This is a genomic window from Peribacillus sp. NPDC058002 (assembly GCF_042886655.1).
GTDB lineage: Bacteria > Bacillota > Bacilli > Bacillales > DSM-1321 > Peribacillus > Peribacillus aracenensis.
Genome location: NZ_JBHVQU010000034.1, coordinates 1 through 20,144, shown reverse-complemented (window position 1 = coordinate 20,144; position 20,144 = coordinate 1). Strand labels below are relative to the sequence as shown.

Below are 20,144 nucleotides of genomic sequence, written 5' to 3'. Positions count from 1 at the left end.
GGAAAATGATTGTAGAAACAATAATGAATGAGGATATTATCACCCTCACTCCAACAGATACAATCCATAGCGCTGTCATGATCATCAAGGAGAAGCGGATTCGCCATATACCCATTGTCGATGACAGCTATCATCTTGTGGGATTAGTCAGCGACCGAGATATTCGGGATGCTGCACCTTCTATATTCCGTACCGCAGAATACAAAAATGATTTACAAAAACCATTATCAAGCATCATGAAAACGGAAATAATCACGGGGCACCCGCTGGATTTCGTGGAAGAAATCGGGGCTGTTTTCTGTGATAACAATATCAGCTGCCTTCCAATCGTAACGGGAAGGAAGTTAGTGGGCATCATAACCGGTTCCGATTTACTTCATTCATACGTTGAGTTGACTGGAGTCAATCAGCCCGGTTCCCAAATTGAAATCAGAATCCCGGATAAGGCAGGTTCCCTTCATGATATTGCCCATATTTTCAAAAGGCGCAATTCGAATATCCTGAGCACCCTTGTTTATCCTGAAAAAAATGGAAGCGATTATAAAATTCTTGTCATTCGTGTACAGACGATGAATCCATTTATGGTGGTGGAGGATTTGAAGAAAGAAGGCTATACCGTTTTATGGCCTAGCCTACCGGGGATTTCACATGAATGACACCTCCCTTTTCGTCTATTCGGATGAACTGCTTACCTACAAATTCAACGATGAACATCCATTCAATCAAAAGCGGCTTAAACTCACGCTTGATTTATTAAAAAAACACCATGCCATCAATGATGATCAAATTATCAAGCCCAGAATGGCTACCGTTGAAGAATTGGAACTGATCCATGATCACCATTATGTAAACGCTGTCAAACTGGCGGGCCAGGGAATGCTCCCCCCTGAAAAGGCAGTAAATTATGGACTGGGAACAGAGGATACCCCTATCTTCCCCAAAATGCACGAAGCGAGTGCCTTGCTTGTAGGCGGTACCTTGACGGCTGTGGATGCCGTCATGACCGGTCAGTCCCAGCACGCACTTAATCTTGGCGGGGGCCTGCATCACGGTTTCCGGGGGAAGGCCTCAGGCTTTTGCATTTACAATGATAGTTCGGTCGCGATTAAATACCTGCAAAAAAAATATGGGGCACGTGTCTTGTATGTCGATACCGATGCACATCATGGTGATGGAGTCCAATGGTCATTTTATGATGATCCCGATGTATGCACCCTATCCATTCATGAAACGGGGCGCTACTTATTTCCCGGCACCGGCAATATTAACGAGCGGGGCCAGGGAAAAGGCTACGGCTATTCATTCAACATCCCGGTCGATGCGTTCACTGAAGATGAATCCTGGCTCGAATGTTATAGGGCTTCCTTTAAGGAGGTTATTGAATTCTTCAAACCGGATGTCATATTAACGCAAAACGGGGCGGATTCCCATTATTACGATCCGCTCACCCATTTATCTGCCACCATGAAGATTTATAGGGAAATACCAAAGTTGGCCCACGAAATGGCCCATAAGTTTTGCGAAGGACGGTGGATTGCAGTAGGCGGCGGCGGATATGATATATGGCGCGTCGTCCCGAGGGCTTGGGCGAGGGTCTGGCTTGAAATGACAAACAATGATCTATCTGGTCCCCTATCAAAGGAATGGCTCGATTGCTGGCAGCCTGAGTCTCCTGTCACGCTGCCGGATGAATGGGATGACATGGAGGATATTTACGAACCGATTCCCAGGAAGCCTGAAATTACCGAGAAGAATGCCCTGACGCTTGAAAAGGCCCTTTATCCCATCAGGTCTTCCAAGCAAACGTCGAAAAGCAATGAACAAAGTTAAAAGATCGTTGAAAAACGATCTTTTTTGTTCGGGTTGGGAAATAAAAAGAGAGTGCCCTCCGGGACACTCTCCAAACAAGTTTATTTCGTTGATTGTCGGTTTTCAATCCGGTGCGGGAGGATCACTTTTTCAAGACCTTCCTCCACTTGTTCTTTATTCATCAACTTTGTAAGGAGCCTCATCGCAACTGCACCAATGTCATATAAAGGTTGAACGATCGTGGTGATTTGCGGACGCACCATCAATGTCAATCTTGTGTTATCGAAGCTGATCACTTCAAAGTCTTCCGGTACATTATACCCTTTGTCCTGTGCGGCATGGACAATTCCAAGAGCCATTTCATCAGCACCGGCGATGAATGCCGTCGGTCTGTCTTCAACTTCCAGGTACTTTTCAAAAGATTCAATTCCTGAATCATATGTATAATCACCTTCAACAATATAACTTTCATCAAATGAAAGACCAGCTTCTTTCAATCCTCGTTTATAACCAGTCAATTTCATTTCATTAATCAGCGCGGAAGGGTTTCCGCTTACAAAAGCGATATGCTTGTGGCCTTTATTAGCAAAGAATGTCACTGCGTCAAATGCCGCCGCCTCATAATCAATATTAACCGATGGAACTTGCCCGCTTTCATCCACCGAACCTGCCAGAACGATTGGAACCGGTGAATTCTTAAACTCTTTAACATGCTCATCAGAGATGTTGCCGCCCATGAACACGATACCATCCACTTGTTTTCCAAGCATCGTATTCAGCAAATGGAATTCCTTATCTATATTCTCATCAGAACTGCTAAGAATGATATTGTATTTATACATTGTGGCTATATCTTCTATGCCCCGTGCCAATTCGGCAAAAAAGATGCTCGAGATATCCGGGATGATAACCCCGACTGTAGTCGTTTTCTTTGAGGCAAGTCCCCTTGCCACTGCATTGGGGCGATACCCTAACTTCTCAATCACATCGGAAACTTTCTTCCTTGTTGCAGGCTTTACATTTGGATTCCCGTTAACTACGCGGGAAACGGTGGCCATGGAAACATTCGCCTCACGCGCCACATCATAAATGGTTATATTATTCATTCATCCATTCCTCCATTTCTTTCATTTTCCCCATAAAAGACCCGAATTATTTCGGAAAAAGATTTTTTATGCGTTTTTCTCTATAAGGAAGATTATTTTAGGAACGACCTGCCTAACAAAAATGCAGTCCTACTCTCTTCTCAGTCAAATATTCAATACCCTATTTAAGTATAAAATTCACATAGATATCACTTTATGTATGACTCAATCTTCCGAACAGTTCTCATTCTTGTTATTTATCATACGATAGTAGAATCTTTCCTGCAATCCAATAGTGCTTATTTCGAAGCTTTTTCTGTAAAAACTAGTATTTTACCATTAAAAAAAGCCCTTGCCAAGTTGGTAAGGGCCGTAAGTAGATCATTTAAAGACTTTCTTGGTTTATACTGTTACCCAGTTCAAACGTTTAATTTCATCGTAGAATTCATCAAATTGTTTGAAGTCCATTTGCTGTGCAGAATCAGATAAAGCAACGGAAGGATCTGGATGCACTTCAGCCATAACACCGTCAGCACCGATTGCAAGAGCCGCTTTAGCCGTAGGAAGGAGAAGATCGCGACGTCCAGTTGAATGCGTCACATCAACCATGACCGGTAAATGAGTTTCTTGTTTTAAAATCGGTACAGCCGAGATATCAAGTGTATTTCTTGTTGCTTTTTCGTAAGTACGGATACCGCGTTCACAAAGGATGATGTTGCCATTGCCCTGCGACATGATGTATTCCGCTGCATGAATGAACTCTTCGATCGTTGCCGCCAGTCCACGCTTTAAAAGAACTGGTTTATTTACAGCACCTGCAGCTTTAAGCAAGTCGAAGTTTTGCATGTTGCGCGCACCGATTTGGATGACATCGATATGATCGATCGCCGCTTCAATATCGTTGGCACTCACGATTTCACTGATAACAGCCAAGCCGTATTCATCAGCAACACGTTTAAGTATTTGTAAACCTTCCAAACCAAGCCCTTGGAAGTCATATGGAGATGTACGTGGCTTAAATGCACCGCCGCGCATCAATTTCAGGCCTTTAGCTTTAATGACTTCCGCCACCGCAGCTGTTTGTTCATAAGATTCAACGGCACATGGTCCGAAAACGAAGCTAGGGATTCCGTTACCTACCAATTCACCTTTAATGTCGATGATCGTGTCTTCAGCCTTTTGTTTTCTTGATACAAGAAGCGTTTTCTTCTGATCATCTTTTTGAAGCTCCAAGCCTAATTTAAAGATTTCTTTGAAAATATGTTTAATCGAACCAAGATCAAGCGGTCCTTGATTATTGGCTTCGATAAGATCCAGCATTGTTCTTTCACGGACCGGATCGTAACGGTTTACACCTTGTTTTTCTTTAACGCGACCAATTTCCTGTACAAGTTCAGCACGTTGATTAATAAGATGTAATAACTGAAGGTTCACATCATCCAGTTGATTACGAAGTCCATCAAGCTCTTTGTTGCTCATTACATATCCATCCCTTCGTTTTTTAAAATAGAAATCGGTTCAGCGGACTCCAACTAAAAAAATCCCATCTGGATCCTCGAATGTCCACCCGATTGTATTATCAATGAAAAATTTAGAATATTTCATGTATGATTAAATCAATTATAAATGAAGTGTCCATAAATGTCACTATATTTTTCTTTAATAATTAAACGCTTTTAAGCATTAAAGTTATGAATGCATAAAATCAGGTGTTACATGCAGGAAAAACGAATTAGACTGAATATTGGAACAATCCATTGTAGGAATTATATTGGAAATAGAACAAGAAAGCTATAATTTAATCGATATTTTACCTTAAAGAGAAATTGGACATGATCAAATCGTCTTCCACTTGAACAGGAAGGGCCTTTAAAGAAAAGGGTTCCCCTGGAGACCGTTTAAAATTCCCATGGCCACCAAATGGAATAATAAAAGGCCCGACCCCTTACTAAAGGGATCCGGCCTTCATTCATTCATTCAGTAATGGCCTTGCTCAATGAATCATATGTAATCCGCCAATGAGATTCATTCCAGGCAGGTTTTCCACCTTTAAAAAGGATGGCCTGAGGTGATTGATGTTTGACATCAAATGTTTCTGCCACATAGTTAGATAGTGGACGAGCTTCCTGAACGGCTAAATAGGCCGTTTTAAGTTGTTCGTTCTCCAAGATGTACCTCTGATATTGTTCAAATGCTTCAGCACTGACCGGGCATGTTACACTATGCTTGAAAAGCAGGAATGTATCCTCTTTTAGAAGCTCATTGAATTGTTCTTCTGTTTCGATTTTACTCATGACCATAAAACGATCTCCTTTCCTTGTCCATATAAATCTTACCATCAAAAAGGCGATGAAGCCATCAAAGCACTTCACCGCCTTATTCTTCGTCCCTTTATGCCTTTTCATCCCCTTTGAAGGAATCCAAGGAATTTATTTCTTTAGATTATTCTCTGTTTCATCAAATGCCTTTTTCGCTTCATCAAGTTTTAATTTTGCAGCATTCTTGTTTCCGCTTGTAGGATCTGCAGGATTATTTTCCGAGTCATTTCCGTTAGCAAAGTTCGTTTCGACGGATACGATAGGAGCATCGGAAGTTCCGGTTACATCTATATCCTTATTGCTGGAATTCGTCGTATCATCAGCCGCGTCCCCGTTTTCTTTTCCCGTTTTTAGGCTTTTCACTTTATTGACGATATTTGAGGATTTATTGGAAACGATTTCCGTGACAGAGCTCGTTTTTTCTTTTGCAGTATCAGCAAGGACTGTCCCTTTTTCCATCGCCGTTTGTCTTAATCTTTCTGTTTTCTCTGAAATGTTTCTAGCTTGTTCATTGAAATCATTCCTTAATTCCTTGCCTGTTTTCGGAGCCATGAATAAAGCTGTGGCCGCTCCGATCATGCCGCCAATCAAGGCGCCAATCATAAAGTCCTTAGAATTGATCGAGTCGCGTTCGTCCTCATATGATTTCTGATAATCTTTTGTCGGAAATTCTTTTTGAGTCATAATACATTCCCCTTTCAATTTTCAGTTCATTTTTTTATTTAACTAGATCTTAAGATCTAGAACGTAAAAACCTTTTTTTAGGCAGGTCATCTGTTTCAAGCGCTTCCCTTTCTAACTCCGCCCTTTCAGTAGGGGTCGGGGCAGCCTGTTTGCTTCTGGCCTTCCACTTGTCCCTGATCTCCATGGCTACATTGCTCCATTGTACAATTTGTGAGATTCGTTCTTGATTATTATCAATCTCAGCCTGCACTTTATGGGAAACCTTTTGGATGGAAGAATTAAAGCTAGAGATGGATGTGCCTACATCCTTCACTGCATCCACCACCGTGTTCAGGTTTTCCGACTTTTGCTGCAAATCTTCAGCCAACGTATTCGTTTTATGTAATAACTGAGTAGTTTCGAGCGTTATGCCCTGCATTTGGCTCTCTAGTCCTGTCAGCGTCCGGGCCACACTGTCCAGGGTAGTTTGAAGTGATGTCAGTACCTTTGTTAGAAAAATAACAAGTACCAAAAAAGCTATCGCTGCAACTGCAGCACTTACGTACAAAATAATCTCCATTGGAACACCTCCGAAATAAAAATCGACTTATTTAATAGCTGTTAGATATTAATTACCCCTTCCCTATTATTATAAACTTATTTATTTTTTCAATATACCCTATCAAACCCTAATCTGGAAATATTGTTGTCTGCATCCAGTTCCTCCGTGAAATTCATAGGTGACACTTATGGCAGGAAATCGGGTATGATAGAAAAGATAAGTCGAATTTAAACAATGGAGGTATTTTTTATGAAAGATCCCAGAATTGGTACATTGGCCAAAAACTTAATCAATTATTCCGTGAAGCTTCAAAAAGGTGAAAGAATCTTGATCGAAAACTTCGGATTGCAGCGTGAACTTGTTAACGCACTTGTGAATGAAGCCTATGCAGCAGGTGGTTACCCATTCGTCCTTTTAAAGGATCACCAAGTGGATCGTGCCTTGCTGATGGGTGCCAAAGAAGAACAGTACAAGTTGATGGGTGAGTTTGAAGCAAACGTAATGAAACAGATGGATGCTTATATCGGGCTTCGTGCCGGGGATAATATCAATGAACAATCCGATGTCCCTTCTGAGAAGATGGCGATTCATGGACAGACAGTCGGTAAAGTACATAGAAATATCCGCGTGCCAAATACAAAATGGGTCGTACTTCGCTACCCGACAAATTCAATGGCCCAATTAGCCAAAATGAGTACAGAAGCATTTGAAGACTTTTATTTCGAAGTCTGCAACCTCGACTATGGCAAAATGAGCGCAGCAATGGACAATCTTGTTGAATTGATGGATAAAACGGATAAGGTCCGCTTAACTGGGCCCGGTACGGACTTAACCTTCTCCATCAAAGACATCAAAGCCATCAAATGTGCGGGTGAGCTGAACATTCCTGACGGTGAAGTATATACGGCCCCGGTTAAAGATTCCATCAATGGAGTGATTTCGTATAATACTCCGTCCCCTTATCAGGGTTTTACTTTTGAAAACGTGAAGTTGACATTCAAGGATGGAAAAATCGTTGAAGCGGTTGCGAATGATTCGGAACGCATCAACAAAATTTTTGATACTGATGAAGGCGCACGATATGTCGGTGAATTTGCAATTGGTGTAAATCCATATATTCTACACCCGATGCAAGATATCCTCTTTGATGAAAAAATTGATGGAAGTTTTCATTTCACTCCCGGGCAATGCTATGATGATGCCTTTAACGGAAACCATTCAGACATTCACTGGGACCTGGTCAATATCCAGCGGCCTGAATATGGCGGCGGGGAAATCCATTTTGATGACGTCTTGATACGTAAGGACGGCCGCTTCGTTTTACCGGAATTGGAAAATTTAAATCCTGAAAATTTGAAATAACATAAAAACCAATAAAAAAACGACCGACCCGCTACTAACGGATGGTCGTTTTTTTTATTTTACCTGCAGTGAATGCTCGTAGGCTGCCTGGAACTTTTGAATGTCCCCCGCACCCATGAATAACACGACACTGTTTTCATGATGTTGCAATTTTGATGTTGTGTTCTCCGTAATCAGCTCGGCACCGGGAATCTTATCTTGAAGATCTTCAATCGATAACTTCCCTTGATGTTCACGAGCAGATCCAAAAATTTCACATAAGTATACTTTGTCGGCCAAATTCAAGCTGTCGGCGAATTCATCCAGGAATGCCTGCGTTCTCGAGAAAGTATGTGGCTGGAATACTGCAACAACTTCACGCTCTGGATATTTCTGACGAGCCGAGTCGACAGTTGCAGAGATCTCGGTCGGATGGTGTGCATAATCATCAATGATGATCTGACTTCCGATTTCCTTTTCGGAGAACCGGCGTTTAACTCCGCCAAAAGTCCGCAAATGGGCTTTCACAGCTTCCGTATCCAAGTTTTCATATTTACAAAGTGCAATGACACCAAGTGCATTCAATACATTATGCTTTCCAAAAGTAGGAATAGTGAATGTATCATAGTAATTGTTCCTTACATGCACATCAAACGTCGTGCCATCCGGAGTGACGGAAACATTTTTCGCTTGAAAATCATTTCCTTCTGCAAATCCGTAAAAAATAACCGGTACTTTCGCCTGAATATGTGGTAAATGCTCATCATCCCCGCACGCAATGATGCCTTTGTTGACTTGAAGGGCCATCGTTTGGAAAGCCTCGAACACGTCTTCGACATTGGCGTAATAATCAGGATGATCAAAATCGATATTCGTCATTATTGCATAATCCGGATAATAGGAAAGGAAATGACGGCGATATTCACATGCTTCGAATACGAAGTAATCAGAATTCACGATTCCTTTACCCGTTCCATCCCCAATTAAGAAGGATGTCGGTTTAGCGCCCCCCATTACATGGGCAAGCAAGCCGGTCGTCGATGTTTTACCATGCGCTCCCGTAACGGCCACGCTAATGAAATTTTTCATGAAATCACCTAGGAAGCGGTGATAACGGATAATCGGCAAATCAAGTTCTTTTGCCTTCACGATTTCCGGATGACTATCCGGAAACGCATTTCCTGCAATGATTGTCATTCCAGGTTGAATATTTTCCTCGTTAAAAGGAAGGATTTTAATCCCGGCTTTTTCTAATGCCAATTGTGTAAAAAATTCTTTTTCGTAATCGGAACCCTGCACTTCAATATTCATATCATGCAGTATTTGTGCAAGAGCACTCATACCCGATCCTTTAATTCCCACAAAATGGTAAGCAGTCATAAAGCGAACCTCCACCAATCGTCTACCTGTATGACAGTATATGACGTCATCTTTTATTTGTTTTTTCCATTACGAGACTTGTTAGTAACGCAATTTCTTAATAGGTTTTTCAAGCTCTTATTTTTAATCATTCATCAACAAAAAACTATTATATCACTTTTTTATTCATTCATCCATGTCAGGCAGATGCCAATTTATCAAATCATTGGTTTTTCCCTCAATTTAGGTGATAAAAAAGGGTTTTCACCCTTTCACATTATATTCAATTTCCTTTTATTAGGTTCTCTTAATTAACATGTAAAAATTCCAGTTCTTCTTCCGTAATCAATACATCCCTGGGCCTTGAGCCCCTGGATTCGGAAACGACACCCCGTTGCTCCATCATTTCTATTAGACGCGCTGCACGGTTATAGCCGACACGGAAGCGCCTTTGGACACTCGATGCAGATGCAGCCTGCTGGCTCACGACAAATTCACATGCCTCGAAAAACAGTTCATCCGCTTCTTCCATGACCTCGGCCCTGTTCAGCAAGTCTTCCTGTTCAAACAGGTACTTCGGCTGCTGTTCAAGTTTTACGTGGTTGACGACTTGATCGATTTCTTCATCACTCACAAAAGTCCCTTGCAGGCGCACCGTTTTCGATGAGCCGTTTTCGGCGAATAACATATCTCCTCTTCCCAATAATTTTTCTGCACCGCCGCTATCGATGATTGTACGGGAGTCGACTTGTGAAGAAACTGAAAAAGCGATCCTTGTCGGGATATTTGCCTTGATCAATCCCGTTATGACATCGACTGAAGGTCTTTGAGTGGCTACAATCAAATGAATGCCGCAGGCACGGGCCTTTTGCGCAATCCGGCAAATCGCTTCCTCTACATCAGCCGGGGACATCATCATTAGATCCGCAAGCTCATCGATGATCACCAGGATATAAGGCAGCTTGCTTGAATATTGACCGGCTTTTTCCGCTTGGTCATTAAAGCGGGTGATATCACGCACACCAGCATGTACAAACAATTCATAACGCCGTTCCATCTCTTCTACAGCCCATTTCAACGCAGCCGTAGCGGCTTTTACATCGGTTATGACTGGACTGACCAAATGCGGGATCCGGTTATAAGGGGCGAGCTCGACCATTTTCGGATCAATCAAGAGTAATTTCAACTCCTGCGGCGTCGCTTTATACAGCAAGCTGACCAGCATCGTGTTGATACAGACACTTTTCCCCGATCCCGTTTGCCCGGCTATCAATCCATGCGGCATCTTTCTCAAATCCGTGATGATCGGCTGACCTGATATATCGAGTCCTAAAGCGACAGCAAGCGGTGATTCATGCTCTTGAAACTCAGTACTTTCCAAAACCTCACGCAAAAATACCGGTTTGCTTTTCCTGTTCGGAATCTCGATGCCTATTGTATGTTTACCGGGAATGGGCGCTTCCATCCGCATATCCTGAGCAGCAAGGCTTAATTTAATGTCATCCATCAGGTTCGTCACCTTATTCACCTTCACTCCCGGTTCCGGATGCACCTCGAAACGAGTTACTGCCGGTCCTTGAGTGACATTGACGACCTTTGCACGGACATTGAAATTTTTCAATGTCTCATCAAGTAATAAAGTCTGTTCCTCGAGCCACTCATCATCATGCACAGCATAAGTGGGAGGTGTCAGCAATTCGATATTCGGAAACACATAATATGGATTATCCTCCGCTTCCACGGAGCCATAAACTGCCGGGGTATCGCCCTGGCCACTTTCTGCTGCCGCCTCTGTATAAAGTGCTTCTTGATACCCATTTCCAGAAAGGGATTCCTGCTCCAAGAGCGGCCTAGAGACCGAACCGGAACCCATATTGGATTCAACTGTATTTTCAGGCTCGGCGACGGTTTCCGAACCAGCCTTCGTGTCCAAAAAGGTTGGTTTAATGATCGGAGTCCCCTCTTTCGGCATAACTCTGCCCTCCTCCTGTTTCCGTTCAGGAATGGCGGATGGTGTCGCTTGTCCTGCCTCCATTTCAGCAGCATCATTCATTGGTAGCTTATCAGGTGAAGCTACTGCCCTATCCGAATTAAGGCTTTTTTTTTCCGGCATCATCTTATCCATGAAGCTGTTTTTTTCCCGGTCTTGCTTAAGCATCATCACATTGAATGGGATATGTTTTTTCGGACGTTTTGGCTGCCCCTCAGGTGTTGCCTCTGATGAATCTTCAGGCAGTGTCCCTTGACTGACGGATGGTTGATTTGATTGTGCAGCAACCTCCTCCGGAACCGATATAGCTTCAGGCGGTGTGTCGTCGGCCTGTTCGATGATGGATACAGCGACTTCGCGTCCAAAATCGACCTGGTCCTGTTCAATAGCCTCTTTTTCCACCGCAGGCTCAATTATGTCAGGCTCGCTTACTGCTTCTTCGGGCAGTGACTCTATGGAATTCCTGCGAAAGAAAGCGGGTATCTCCGAATCTCCCCTTTTTTCTTCCGCATTTCCCGGTATAAGAACGGATGGCTCTATCGTCATTTCCTCATGTGACACTTCTTTTGGAATTTCAGGGATCGATACCGGAATCTCGATATCGGCTCTTTCTTTTTTTAGGATGGGCATTTTGCTTTCTAATTCATATTCGACAATTTCTTCAGGTGGGACTATTTTTTTTTCCGGACGACGGAACCCATAAATGGGTGAAGGGATTTCCGTTGGGCGGAATGGAGTATTTGACGGGACTATTTTTGAGGTTTCCTCCCGGTCGAAGCTTCTCCGTTTTGGTTCACTATCCCTTACAGGCCTTTTCGTTGTTTCTTTGGTCACATTTTTCCCCTGTTTGGGTTCATTTTCTTCCCTGTTCCTTTCCCTAGGCTTTCTTTTATTCTGCTCCCGGTCTGGAATGAGCGGAAACTTGAACTGTCCTTTTGGATATTGAAACAGGATTTTCGTATCCGGGTCTGGCGTCTGGGACATTTTTTCCACTTTTTGATTATAATCTTTTATTTCTTCTTTCTTTGACTTCGAAAGCTTTGAAAAATCCATTTTCTTTAATGTCTCTTCATCAAGCGGCTCATCTATAATAATTTCTTCGATTTCAATAATTTCCTCTGCTTGGAACCATTTTTTCATCTTATTTAGCCATTTCAAAACTATCACTCTTTCTACATCTGTAGTTATGTAACTAATTCTACCAGTTATTTTAAAAATATCGAGAAAATTTAAGCTGAATTGGGATTGGCATCTATATTTTTTATCGCATTCCTGCTAACTTAACGTAGTTCGCAGAACTCCTACCCTATTAAACCCCTTCTGGAATGAGTTTAAACCTATCAATTGCGAATTAACATTAGCCCCTAGTCTACTATTTAAATAAAACACCGCTGTTAAATCGCGTTTACAAAGAGATTAAGTTTTCATGCAGCCTTGGAAGCAGACTGGCCAATTCATTGCAACATCCTTCATGAAACCGCCGGCGGCATTCAAATACATGCCGCAACCCATAAAACACCGTTCGTTAATACCGAACGGTGTTTTGTGGGTTTCTGCGTTTTTTTTTTGCAAACAAAGATCAAAGAAGACTATTTCCATTCATAAAAACTGCATACAACCTGCGCCACTGATTTGGAGGCGATCAAAAGGGCCTCTTCATCAATATCGAATTTAGGATGGTGATTGAAATAGGCCTTCTCCACCCCTTTCGGTTTACAGCCAATGTAAAAGAAGCAGCCAGGAATCTTTTCTGCATAATACGAAAAATCTTCCGAACCTGAGAAAACCGGAAATTCCACAACATTCTTAATATCTTTGTCATTCATGCTTTCCAGGCTATTTTTCACGAATCCAGTCAGTTCAGGGTCATTATATAACGGAGGATAATCGGGCACATATGTAAGCTCGCACTGAACATCAAATTCCGTTTCTATCCCTTTAACGATCCGGTGGATTTCCTTATCGATCAGCTGCTGGGTCTCTGCCGTCATATAACGGACATCCCCTTCAATTTCTATACGATCTTTAATGACATTAAAGCTTCCCTTTCCATCGAAGGAGCCGATTGTGACTACGCCCATATCAAAAGGGTTCAAGCGGCGGCTGATTACGGTTTGTACGGCTGTCACGAAATGGGCGCCTGCCACAATGGTATCATTAGCCATATGCGGGGAGGAACCATGGCCGCCTACACCCTTTATGGCTAATTTGAAATAGGTCCGTCCAGCCATCGAATAGCCGCTGCGATACCCGACGACCCCTGCTGGATGCGAAGGGAATAAATGGATTCCGAAGACAGCGTCCAGTTCATCCAAAACCCCTGATTCCATGATGCTCTTCGCTCCACCAGGAGGTGTTTCTTCTGCATGTTGATGAATTATTTTGATCGTACCTGATAGGGAATCCTTCAGCTCAATGATGCAGTCTGCCAGTACCAATAAATAAGCGGTATGCCCATCGTGTCCGCAGGCATGCATGACACCTTCATTTTTTGAACGGAACGGAACCTCCGCTTCTTCTGTAATCGGCAGTGCATCGAAATCGGCACGGAGACCTATCGTTTTCCCTGGTTTCCCGCCTTCGATCGTCACGATGATCCCTAATCCATTTCCTGCATTCGTTTGAATCGATACATCTTTCCCGTTATAAAAATCAATGATATATTTTGCCGTTTTCTCTTCTTTGAAGGATAGCTCCGGATTCTCGTGTAAATGACGGCGGATTTGAACCATTTCCTCTTTACGGGCTTCCAGCATGTTCATTAATTTGCTTTTCACATTCACGATTATTCTCCCCCATTATTTTAAGTTGATTGGCATATTAGTAAGTTCCGTGTTCGCTGCAAACCTTTTGTATGCATAAAGCCAATTAAAAAAGGACAGAGAAGGGTTGCGCAAACCTGCCGCTCCCTTCTCTGTCTTTTCACCTGAGAATTCAACTCCATTTTGGTCGTGGAGATTTCCCAGTTGGCGGCACACTTCCTGCGCGCTGTCCAGAGTTGCGTCCAGCTGCGGTTCCATTTACCTGAGAGATTTGCTCCAAGCGATATTTTCGGAACTTGCTCCCTCGGCGGCTCAATGCTTTGCACTCTCCCACAACGTTCATACGCTCGTTCTATCGTTTTATTCTGTATTTTCAAAATATTACAATTTAATTATCACCGATAAAAAAATAAATATCAACTCTAAGAGTCATAAACTCTATTAAACTTTAAAAGGACCGATGTCAGATGCTGACACGGTCCTTTTAAAGTTTAATATATCATTGTTCACGCTTTTTGTTTTTACCCATAATGAAGATGGGCTCCAACTCATTTTCTTCGTAAAGAAATGATAGAGCCGTTATCGGAACATGCCCGCTGGCAAAGAAGCTCATCGCCATTTGAGCAAGAATATCATAGCCCGTATCATTCTTCACATCGGCAATGATGATGACATCCTGATGGGGAATGGCAACAGCCATGGTTCCCTCGACCTTGTCCTTCATTTCCCGAAGCCATGATTCATTCAGGATCCTGCTGGCATCATACCCATCATTCGTGTTCAAAAAATAAAATGCATTACCTGCAACGATATCCGACTTCATTTCAGTGGAGAGGGAACGGGCATTGAAAAGGGCAATTTCACGGATCCTGTCACCCTGCCAATTTTCCCGTTGAATCATCTTTTCATCTATAAGACGGTAGGTTTTCCCTAAATCAAGGGCATAAAAAATCCGGGTTTCAGCCGTATGCTCATCGAATAAAAATGGATTTCCTGCTTCCGATTCCATTGGAAAGGAGGTCGAGCGGATGACTGGGAAAATGAATTTCTCCTTGCCTTCCATGCTGTGTTCTCCCCCCATCACATTCAGGGCCTCTTCCACGTAATAGATAATTTCATCGATGGCCTTTTCCTGTACGTTTTCATAGTTAGCAAGTACAGGAGGCAACTCGATGGTGATCCCCTTCCCGGTCTTCACATTTTCCACCCGTAACGTATCTTGCTTGCTATCGAATTTGAATGTGCGATTTTCATCTTTTAAACGTTCTTTCAGGATATTTTTCAGCTTCGTGCTGTCCATTTTCATGACTGACCCTCCTCTTCATTGAAAAATCCCCAGCGAGAAGGGGAAATTAATTATAGTGATTGAATGAATTCCTCAATTTGTTCTTGCGTTTTGCGATCCTTGCTCACGAATCTGCCTAGCTCTACACCATTATCATACGCGATGAAACTTGGTATGCCGAATACATCATTCGCCGCACACACATCGATGAATTCATCACGGTCCACATGAATGAATGTAAAGTCAGGAAATTTCGTTTCAATCTCCGGCATGATCGGTTCGATTACACGGCAATCCCCGCACCATGTCGCTGAAAAAAGAAAGATATGTTTGCCTTCATTTTTCAATGCATCATATTGCTCAACGGTTTGTAAATTTTCCATTTGAATATTCCTCCTGCTCTAAATGACACCATAGTTTTTATAATCCCATCATACCAGACTCTCCAGAAATCAACCATTAATACGGATCGGTTGAACGGCCGTGATAAAGCTTATTTCTGGGGCACGGATGAAACGATTTCCATCATTTGTTTTGCATCGGTTTTTAATTGGTCTTTATCCGTTTCGGTTGTCAGCTTCACCCCGCCGATCCCCACTGCAAGCTCATACTTTTCTTTCGGTATCTCTTTGACCGAAATAAAGCCGAATTTATCATCGGTTTGGAAAGAATGTTGCATTACATTTTGATCATCTTGTTCTTTTATCGCCAAATATAACACGGAGCTGTCTTCTTTTTCATTTGGATTGACAAATAATATATAAATCTTATCATCTTTTTGTAAAATCAAATTATTATCATGTTCTTCCACTACTTTAAAATCCTTTGGCAGATAAACCTGAATTAGCCCCGCCCCTTGATTGGGCTGTTTTTCATCGTCACGAAAAGCCACTTCAGCAGCCTTCATTGCCTTTTCGGTTTGTCTCTCAATACCTGAGCAGCCCGCGATCAAACTGCTTATCAACAGGAAAACAAGAATATTCTTATTCGATAAAGCCATCGTCATTCCTCCAGCCGTCTCTTTTACTACCTTATGGATAATATTATCCTTATTTATGGGATTCATCCATTTTCTAAAAAACATGGTACAATGAAAGCAATTTTAATACCGAGGAGGAAAACAATGAAGTTAACCGTGTATCTTGCTGGGGAGATCCATTCGAATTGGAGAAGTGAGCTGAGAGAGAAGGCCGCTGCACTGAAGCTCCCTTTAGAATTTGTAGGCCCGATGGAAAATCATGATCGCTCCGATAATATCGGTGAAGATATCCTCGGGGAACAGCCGAATCCCATCCTGAAGGATGCGGCAGCTTCCCAAATCAATAATTTGCGGACAGCTCTTTTGATGAAAAAAGCTGATCTTGTTGTCGCTCTATTTGGCGAGAAATATAAACAGTGGAATACCGCCATGGACGCAAGCACCGCCATTTCCCTGGGTAAACCGCTTATTTTGATTCGTCCGGAATCCCATCATCATGCCTTAAAGGAATTATCGGAAAAGGCGAGTGTCACGGTAGAATCCGTTAATCAAGCGATGAAAGTGCTTTCTTATATTTTTGAAGAAGGGCTGTAAAAACTCCCTGCCCCTTAACTGCTCAGCTCAAGTATGAATGTTTGATCATTATAAAGAAATGAAAAAAGGCTTGCAGGGCCTCCCCTGCAAGCGAAAAGAATTTTTTAACTTATCCCTTTTTTATGGGAATCCAAATTTCAGAGTAATAGTCAGGGTTTGAAGCGTCGTCATTCGCGTATACTTCCAATTCTGGAGTTCCGGCATGTTCATAACCGCTGGTAGGGAACCATTCGGAAAAAATTCGTTTCCAAGCTTGTTGGATGGCATCAGGCATAGGTCCGTGAACTTCGAATGCAACCCACTTGGAAGCCGGTATCGTAAGGGTTGAAAACTCTTCAGGCACTTTCCCGGCATACTCTGCTCCTATCCAATAATCCATCGTTTCATTTTTTTCCACAGTCCGCTTATCGACACATACACCAATCAAGCCATCTATTTGGCCATTGTTCAGCTTAGCTAACCTATCACCTGTTCCATCCGCATTCACTTTCTCCCACAACTTTGGAATCCCGATTAAATTCTCTTCATTAACCAAAGAAAACTCCTGCTTGATTCCAATCAATTGAAAGGAATCCCTTTCAAGGATATTGTATTTCATCGGTTTTGCCCCTTTCAGAATCACCTGTATCACCAGGCGTTCATAGAATTTCAGTTTCCCCATATACTTTCGGGCTTCGCTTGGAGATACCCCATGCTGCCTTCGAAAAGCTTTCGAGAATGCCTCGGGGGTGTCATAGCCATACTTGTAGGCTAAATCAATGACCTTGCCATTTGTTGATGAAATCTCCTGGGCCGCTAAGGTCAGTCTTCGACGACGGATATAGTCACCAATGGTTATATCCGTTAAGATGGTGAAAGTCCGTTGAAAATGAAAAGCTGAGGCATTCGCCTGCCTGGAAATGCTCTCGATCGTCAGGTCCTCCAATAAGTGCTCCTCGATATATTCGATGGCCTTTTGGATTGATTCAACCCACCCCATTTCGTTCCCCCCTTGTTACTATACTAGCAAGGCCGCTCAATAAAATCCTGTCCGTTCCTGCTCTGTTTTGGCAGTATTCGTTTCCATCATTCGAAACCCGCTTTTCCATGACGGGGATTCAAAAATCCTGTTTTTTCTTTTTCAGCTTATACTCGTGTTGACCGGCAAGCATCCTCATGATATGAAGGAACATGTCCCCCCTGGTGATTCGCTCATTTGTAAATACGCCGATCGCTCCTTCCTTTTTGCTAATATTCTCTTGCCTTGTGAAGGCGTCCATCACCGGGCCCAGCTCTTCACCGTCCAGCAGCTTCTCAGCAACAATTCCCGGAATTGGGATTCTCGCTCCGGCAGCTACAAAGACCTCACCGTCCCTTGTTGCCATTGCACCCCAATTACACAAAAACAGGGCCTGTCCCATTTTCACGACACCGCCTTCAAGCCCGATGCCCATTTCGGCATCACTGTGAATCAAGCAGTTCCGGGCACGTGTCATTGCCCCCTCCATCGTTTCCTCGTCTGAAAAAGGCTGTTCCGGGACCCCGCTCTCCACTTGAAGCGAAATGATTTCTGCATCTTCATATACACCAAGCACGGCACTTACTTTCGCCGGATTCTTACTGCCTACTGCTATTTTCAATATAATTACCTTCCTTCTATGTAAAAAAAGCTGATGGAAAAGGATACATGACAGCATCCCTTTCCATTTCAGCTTCCACCATCAACCGTTATTAATCAAGGTCTCGAATGTCGTTTTATCACAGGAACGAACCAATTTCCCAATCAGTTCACGTGCAGCGGCATAATCATCAATATGAATCATGGATGCATGTGTATGAATATAGCGGGAACAAATGCCAATCACCCCGCTTGGAATGCCTTCGTTTGCAATATGGACTTGCCCTGCATCCGTGCCGCCTTGGGATACGAAATATTGATATGGAATCTCATTCGACTCGGCCGTATCAAGGATGAATTCCCTCATGCCGCGATGAGTGACCATCGAACGATCGAAAATGCGGAGCAGTGCCCCTTTTCCTAGCTGGCCAAATTCATTCTTACTGCCGGACATATCATTCGCCGGACTTGCATCCAAAGCGAAGAAAAGATCCGGTTTGATCATATGTGCTGCAGTTTGCGCACCCCTTAATCCAACTTCCTCCTGGACGGTTGCCCCGGAATATAAGATATTCGGTAACGTTTCACCTTTTAAATCCTTTAACAATTCTATCGCAAGTCCGCAGCCGTAACGATTATCCCACGCTTTTGCGAGGATTTTCTTCTCATTGGCCATGGGAGTGAATGGACAAATCGGTACAATCTGCTGACCTGGCTTTATACCGATTCTCTTCGCATCTTCCTTATCATCCGCACCGATATCAATCAGCATATTTTTGATATCCATTGGTTTTGAGCGTTGCGATTCATCAAGCAAATGGGGCGGAATCGAACCGATGACACCAATGACCGGACCGTTATCGGTTATGATCTCGACTCTTTGGGCCAATAGCACTTGACTCCACCAGCCTCCCAAAGTCTGAAAGCGGATCATCCCGTTTTCTGTTACGGAGGTGACCATGAATCCCACTTCATCCATGTGTCCGGCAACTAGTACAGTCGGCCCATCCTCATCGCCTCTTTTTACGCCAAATATTCCGCCAAGGCGATCCTGGACGATTTCATCCGAATACTTTTCCAGCTCCCTCTTCATGAAACTCCGAACTGCATGTTCATTTCCCGAGGCTCCCGGTAATTCCGTCAATGTTTTAAAAAGCTCTAAAGTCTCATGATTCATTTTTCTACCCCTAACTTATGTATTGTTTCTTACTATTTTACAGAACTTAGCATCGTGATACACTAGAAAGTTCTAATTTATCAGTTAATGGGTAAAATTTCAAATTATTAGTCAAATAAAGCGTTCTTCTGTATACTGGAAGAAGCGATTTTAATAAATGCAATGGAGGAGAAATCAATGAATTGGAAAACGTTTTTATTAGGTACTGCAGCCGGGTTTGCTGCTGGCTATGCGACAAAACAGCTATTGGATCAATCAAGTAAACCTTCTCCCGATAAAGTCTTGGCCCAAGTGAAGGAAACGGTCAAAAAGGATGGAAATATATATGGCTCATGGATTTTGATGAAGCCGGAGAGCTATACAAAAAATGATTTGGATTATGAAGTGTACAAAGGCGGGATCACCAGAAACACAGAGGGTAAACGCGAGCAATTCGAATTTGTTGCAGATGCCTCAACAGGAACGATATTGGAGCTTAATGCGCAAAATGATTGAAACAACAACAGGAGGGCCGTCAAAATGACGTCCTCCTTTTGCTTTCCCCCTTATCGCTTCCTTTTCAATTCGGCTATTATTTCCTTACCCGTTACATCCCATTTGATGGCACAGTACTGGGCATCATC

19 protein-coding genes and 1 riboswitch are annotated in these 20,144 nt (G+C 42.9%); of the genes, 5 read left to right on the top strand and 14 right to left on the bottom strand.

The features are described from left to right. The first annotated feature begins 5 nt into the window (after positions 1–5). Together ACFVSH_RS09190 and ACFVSH_RS09185 are read left to right on the top strand one after the other, a co-directional pair. On the top strand, positions 6–656 hold the full coding sequence (locus ACFVSH_RS09190) for an acetoin utilization AcuB family protein (protein ID WP_260285451.1): 651 nt from the start codon (positions 6–8) through the stop codon (positions 654–656). Beyond that, on the top strand, positions 649–1,830 hold the full coding sequence (locus tag ACFVSH_RS09185; RefSeq protein WP_387705710.1) for an acetoin utilization protein AcuC: 1,182 nt from the start codon (positions 649–651) through the stop codon (positions 1,828–1,830). Before ACFVSH_RS09190 ends, ACFVSH_RS09185 begins: the two co-directional genes overlap by 8 nt. Before the next feature lie 80 nt (positions 1,831–1,910). Here ACFVSH_RS09185 and ccpA read toward each other — a convergent pair whose 3' ends face one another. The 5 genes from ccpA to ACFVSH_RS09160 form a co-directional block, all read right to left on the bottom strand. Further along, positions 1,911–2,915, bottom strand: a complete 1,005-nt coding sequence (gene ccpA, locus ACFVSH_RS09180; RefSeq protein ID WP_192206083.1) for a catabolite control protein A — start codon at positions 2,913–2,915, stop codon at positions 1,911–1,913. A 381-nt stretch (positions 2,916–3,296) separates the two neighbouring features. Beyond that, complete coding sequence (locus tag ACFVSH_RS09175; RefSeq protein ID WP_034309244.1) at positions 3,297–4,373, bottom strand: bifunctional 3-deoxy-7-phosphoheptulonate synthase/chorismate mutase; 1,077 nt, start codon at positions 4,371–4,373, stop codon at positions 3,297–3,299. 494 nt (positions 4,374–4,867) lie between these two features. Next, on the bottom strand, positions 4,868–5,194 hold the full coding sequence (gene ytxJ / locus ACFVSH_RS09170) for a bacillithiol system redox-active protein YtxJ (RefSeq protein ID WP_260285454.1): 327 nt from the start codon (positions 5,192–5,194) through the stop codon (positions 4,868–4,870). Between the two features lie 129 nt (positions 5,195–5,323). Next, entirely contained in the window at positions 5,324–5,896 is a 573-nt protein-coding gene (locus ACFVSH_RS09165) for a YtxH domain-containing protein (protein WP_260285455.1), read from the bottom strand. Between the two features lie 49 nt (positions 5,897–5,945). Beyond that, positions 5,946–6,455: a DUF948 domain-containing protein gene (locus ACFVSH_RS09160; protein ID WP_260285456.1), complete on the bottom strand. Its 510-nt coding sequence runs from the start codon at positions 6,453–6,455 to the stop codon at positions 5,946–5,948. A gap of 231 nt (positions 6,456–6,686) precedes the next feature. Here ACFVSH_RS09160 and ACFVSH_RS09155 point away from each other — a divergent pair, with 231 nt between their 5' ends. Then, positions 6,687–7,799 (top strand): aminopeptidase, encoded by a 1,113-nt coding sequence (locus ACFVSH_RS09155; RefSeq protein ID WP_387705708.1) that lies wholly within the window; start codon positions 6,687–6,689, stop codon positions 7,797–7,799. A gap of 54 nt (positions 7,800–7,853) precedes the next feature. Here the strand turns inward: ACFVSH_RS09155 and murC are convergent, their stop codons facing one another. The 6 genes from murC to ACFVSH_RS09125 form a co-directional block, all read right to left on the bottom strand. Then, a complete protein-coding gene (gene murC / locus ACFVSH_RS09150; RefSeq protein ID WP_387602319.1) occupies positions 7,854–9,158 on the bottom strand; it encodes a UDP-N-acetylmuramate--L-alanine ligase in 1,305 nt (434 codons plus the stop codon). Between the two features lie 286 nt (positions 9,159–9,444). Beyond that, positions 9,445–12,285 carry a DNA translocase FtsK gene (locus ACFVSH_RS09145; RefSeq protein WP_483878300.1) on the bottom strand — a complete coding sequence of 947 codons (2,841 nt, stop codon included), beginning with the start codon at positions 12,283–12,285 and terminating at the stop codon, positions 9,445–9,447. Positions 12,286–12,716: 431 nt separating this feature from the next. Further along, a complete protein-coding gene (locus ACFVSH_RS09140; protein ID WP_387602628.1) occupies positions 12,717–13,904 on the bottom strand; it encodes an amidohydrolase in 1,188 nt (395 codons plus the stop codon). A gap of 224 nt (positions 13,905–14,128) precedes the next feature. Continuing rightward, positions 14,129–14,232, bottom strand: a riboswitch (glycine riboswitch). A 156-nt stretch (positions 14,233–14,388) separates the two neighbouring features. Continuing rightward, on the bottom strand, positions 14,389–15,195 hold the full coding sequence (locus ACFVSH_RS09135) for a DUF1444 domain-containing protein (protein WP_387602316.1): 807 nt from the start codon (positions 15,193–15,195) through the stop codon (positions 14,389–14,391). A gap of 50 nt (positions 15,196–15,245) precedes the next feature. Further along, positions 15,246–15,557, bottom strand: a complete 312-nt coding sequence (locus ACFVSH_RS09130) for a thioredoxin family protein (protein ID WP_260285461.1) — start codon at positions 15,555–15,557, stop codon at positions 15,246–15,248. Positions 15,558–15,667: 110 nt separating this feature from the next. Beyond that, the gene (locus tag ACFVSH_RS09125; protein WP_387705706.1) at positions 15,668–16,174 is read right to left on the bottom strand and encodes a hypothetical protein; all 507 of its coding nucleotides are present in this window, start codon (positions 16,172–16,174) and stop codon (positions 15,668–15,670) included. A 123-nt stretch (positions 16,175–16,297) separates the two neighbouring features. On the opposite strand from ACFVSH_RS09125, the gene ACFVSH_RS09120 reads away from it, so the two are divergent. Continuing rightward, entirely contained in the window at positions 16,298–16,747 is a 450-nt protein-coding gene (locus ACFVSH_RS09120) for a YtoQ family protein (protein WP_387602310.1), read from the top strand. A gap of 109 nt (positions 16,748–16,856) precedes the next feature. On the opposite strand, the gene ACFVSH_RS09115 is transcribed toward ACFVSH_RS09120, so the two are convergent. From ACFVSH_RS09115 to ACFVSH_RS09105, 3 genes are all read right to left on the bottom strand, one after another. Continuing rightward, positions 16,857–17,726 (bottom strand): GyrI-like domain-containing protein, encoded by an 870-nt coding sequence (locus ACFVSH_RS09115; protein WP_387602307.1) that lies wholly within the window; start codon positions 17,724–17,726, stop codon positions 16,857–16,859. 118 nt (positions 17,727–17,844) lie between these two features. Then, a complete protein-coding gene (locus tag ACFVSH_RS09110) occupies positions 17,845–18,366 on the bottom strand; it encodes a DUF84 family protein (RefSeq protein ID WP_387602305.1) in 522 nt (173 codons plus the stop codon). Positions 18,367–18,447: 81 nt separating this feature from the next. Beyond that, complete coding sequence (locus ACFVSH_RS09105) at positions 18,448–19,521, bottom strand: M42 family metallopeptidase (protein WP_387602302.1); 1,074 nt, start codon at positions 19,519–19,521, stop codon at positions 18,448–18,450. A 177-nt stretch (positions 19,522–19,698) separates the two neighbouring features. Here ACFVSH_RS09105 and ACFVSH_RS09100 point away from each other — a divergent pair, with 177 nt between their 5' ends. Then, positions 19,699–20,016, top strand: coding sequence for a hypothetical protein (locus ACFVSH_RS09100; RefSeq protein ID WP_387602300.1), 318 nt, complete (start codon positions 19,699–19,701; stop codon positions 20,014–20,016). Positions 20,017–20,144: the final 128 nt, after the last annotated feature.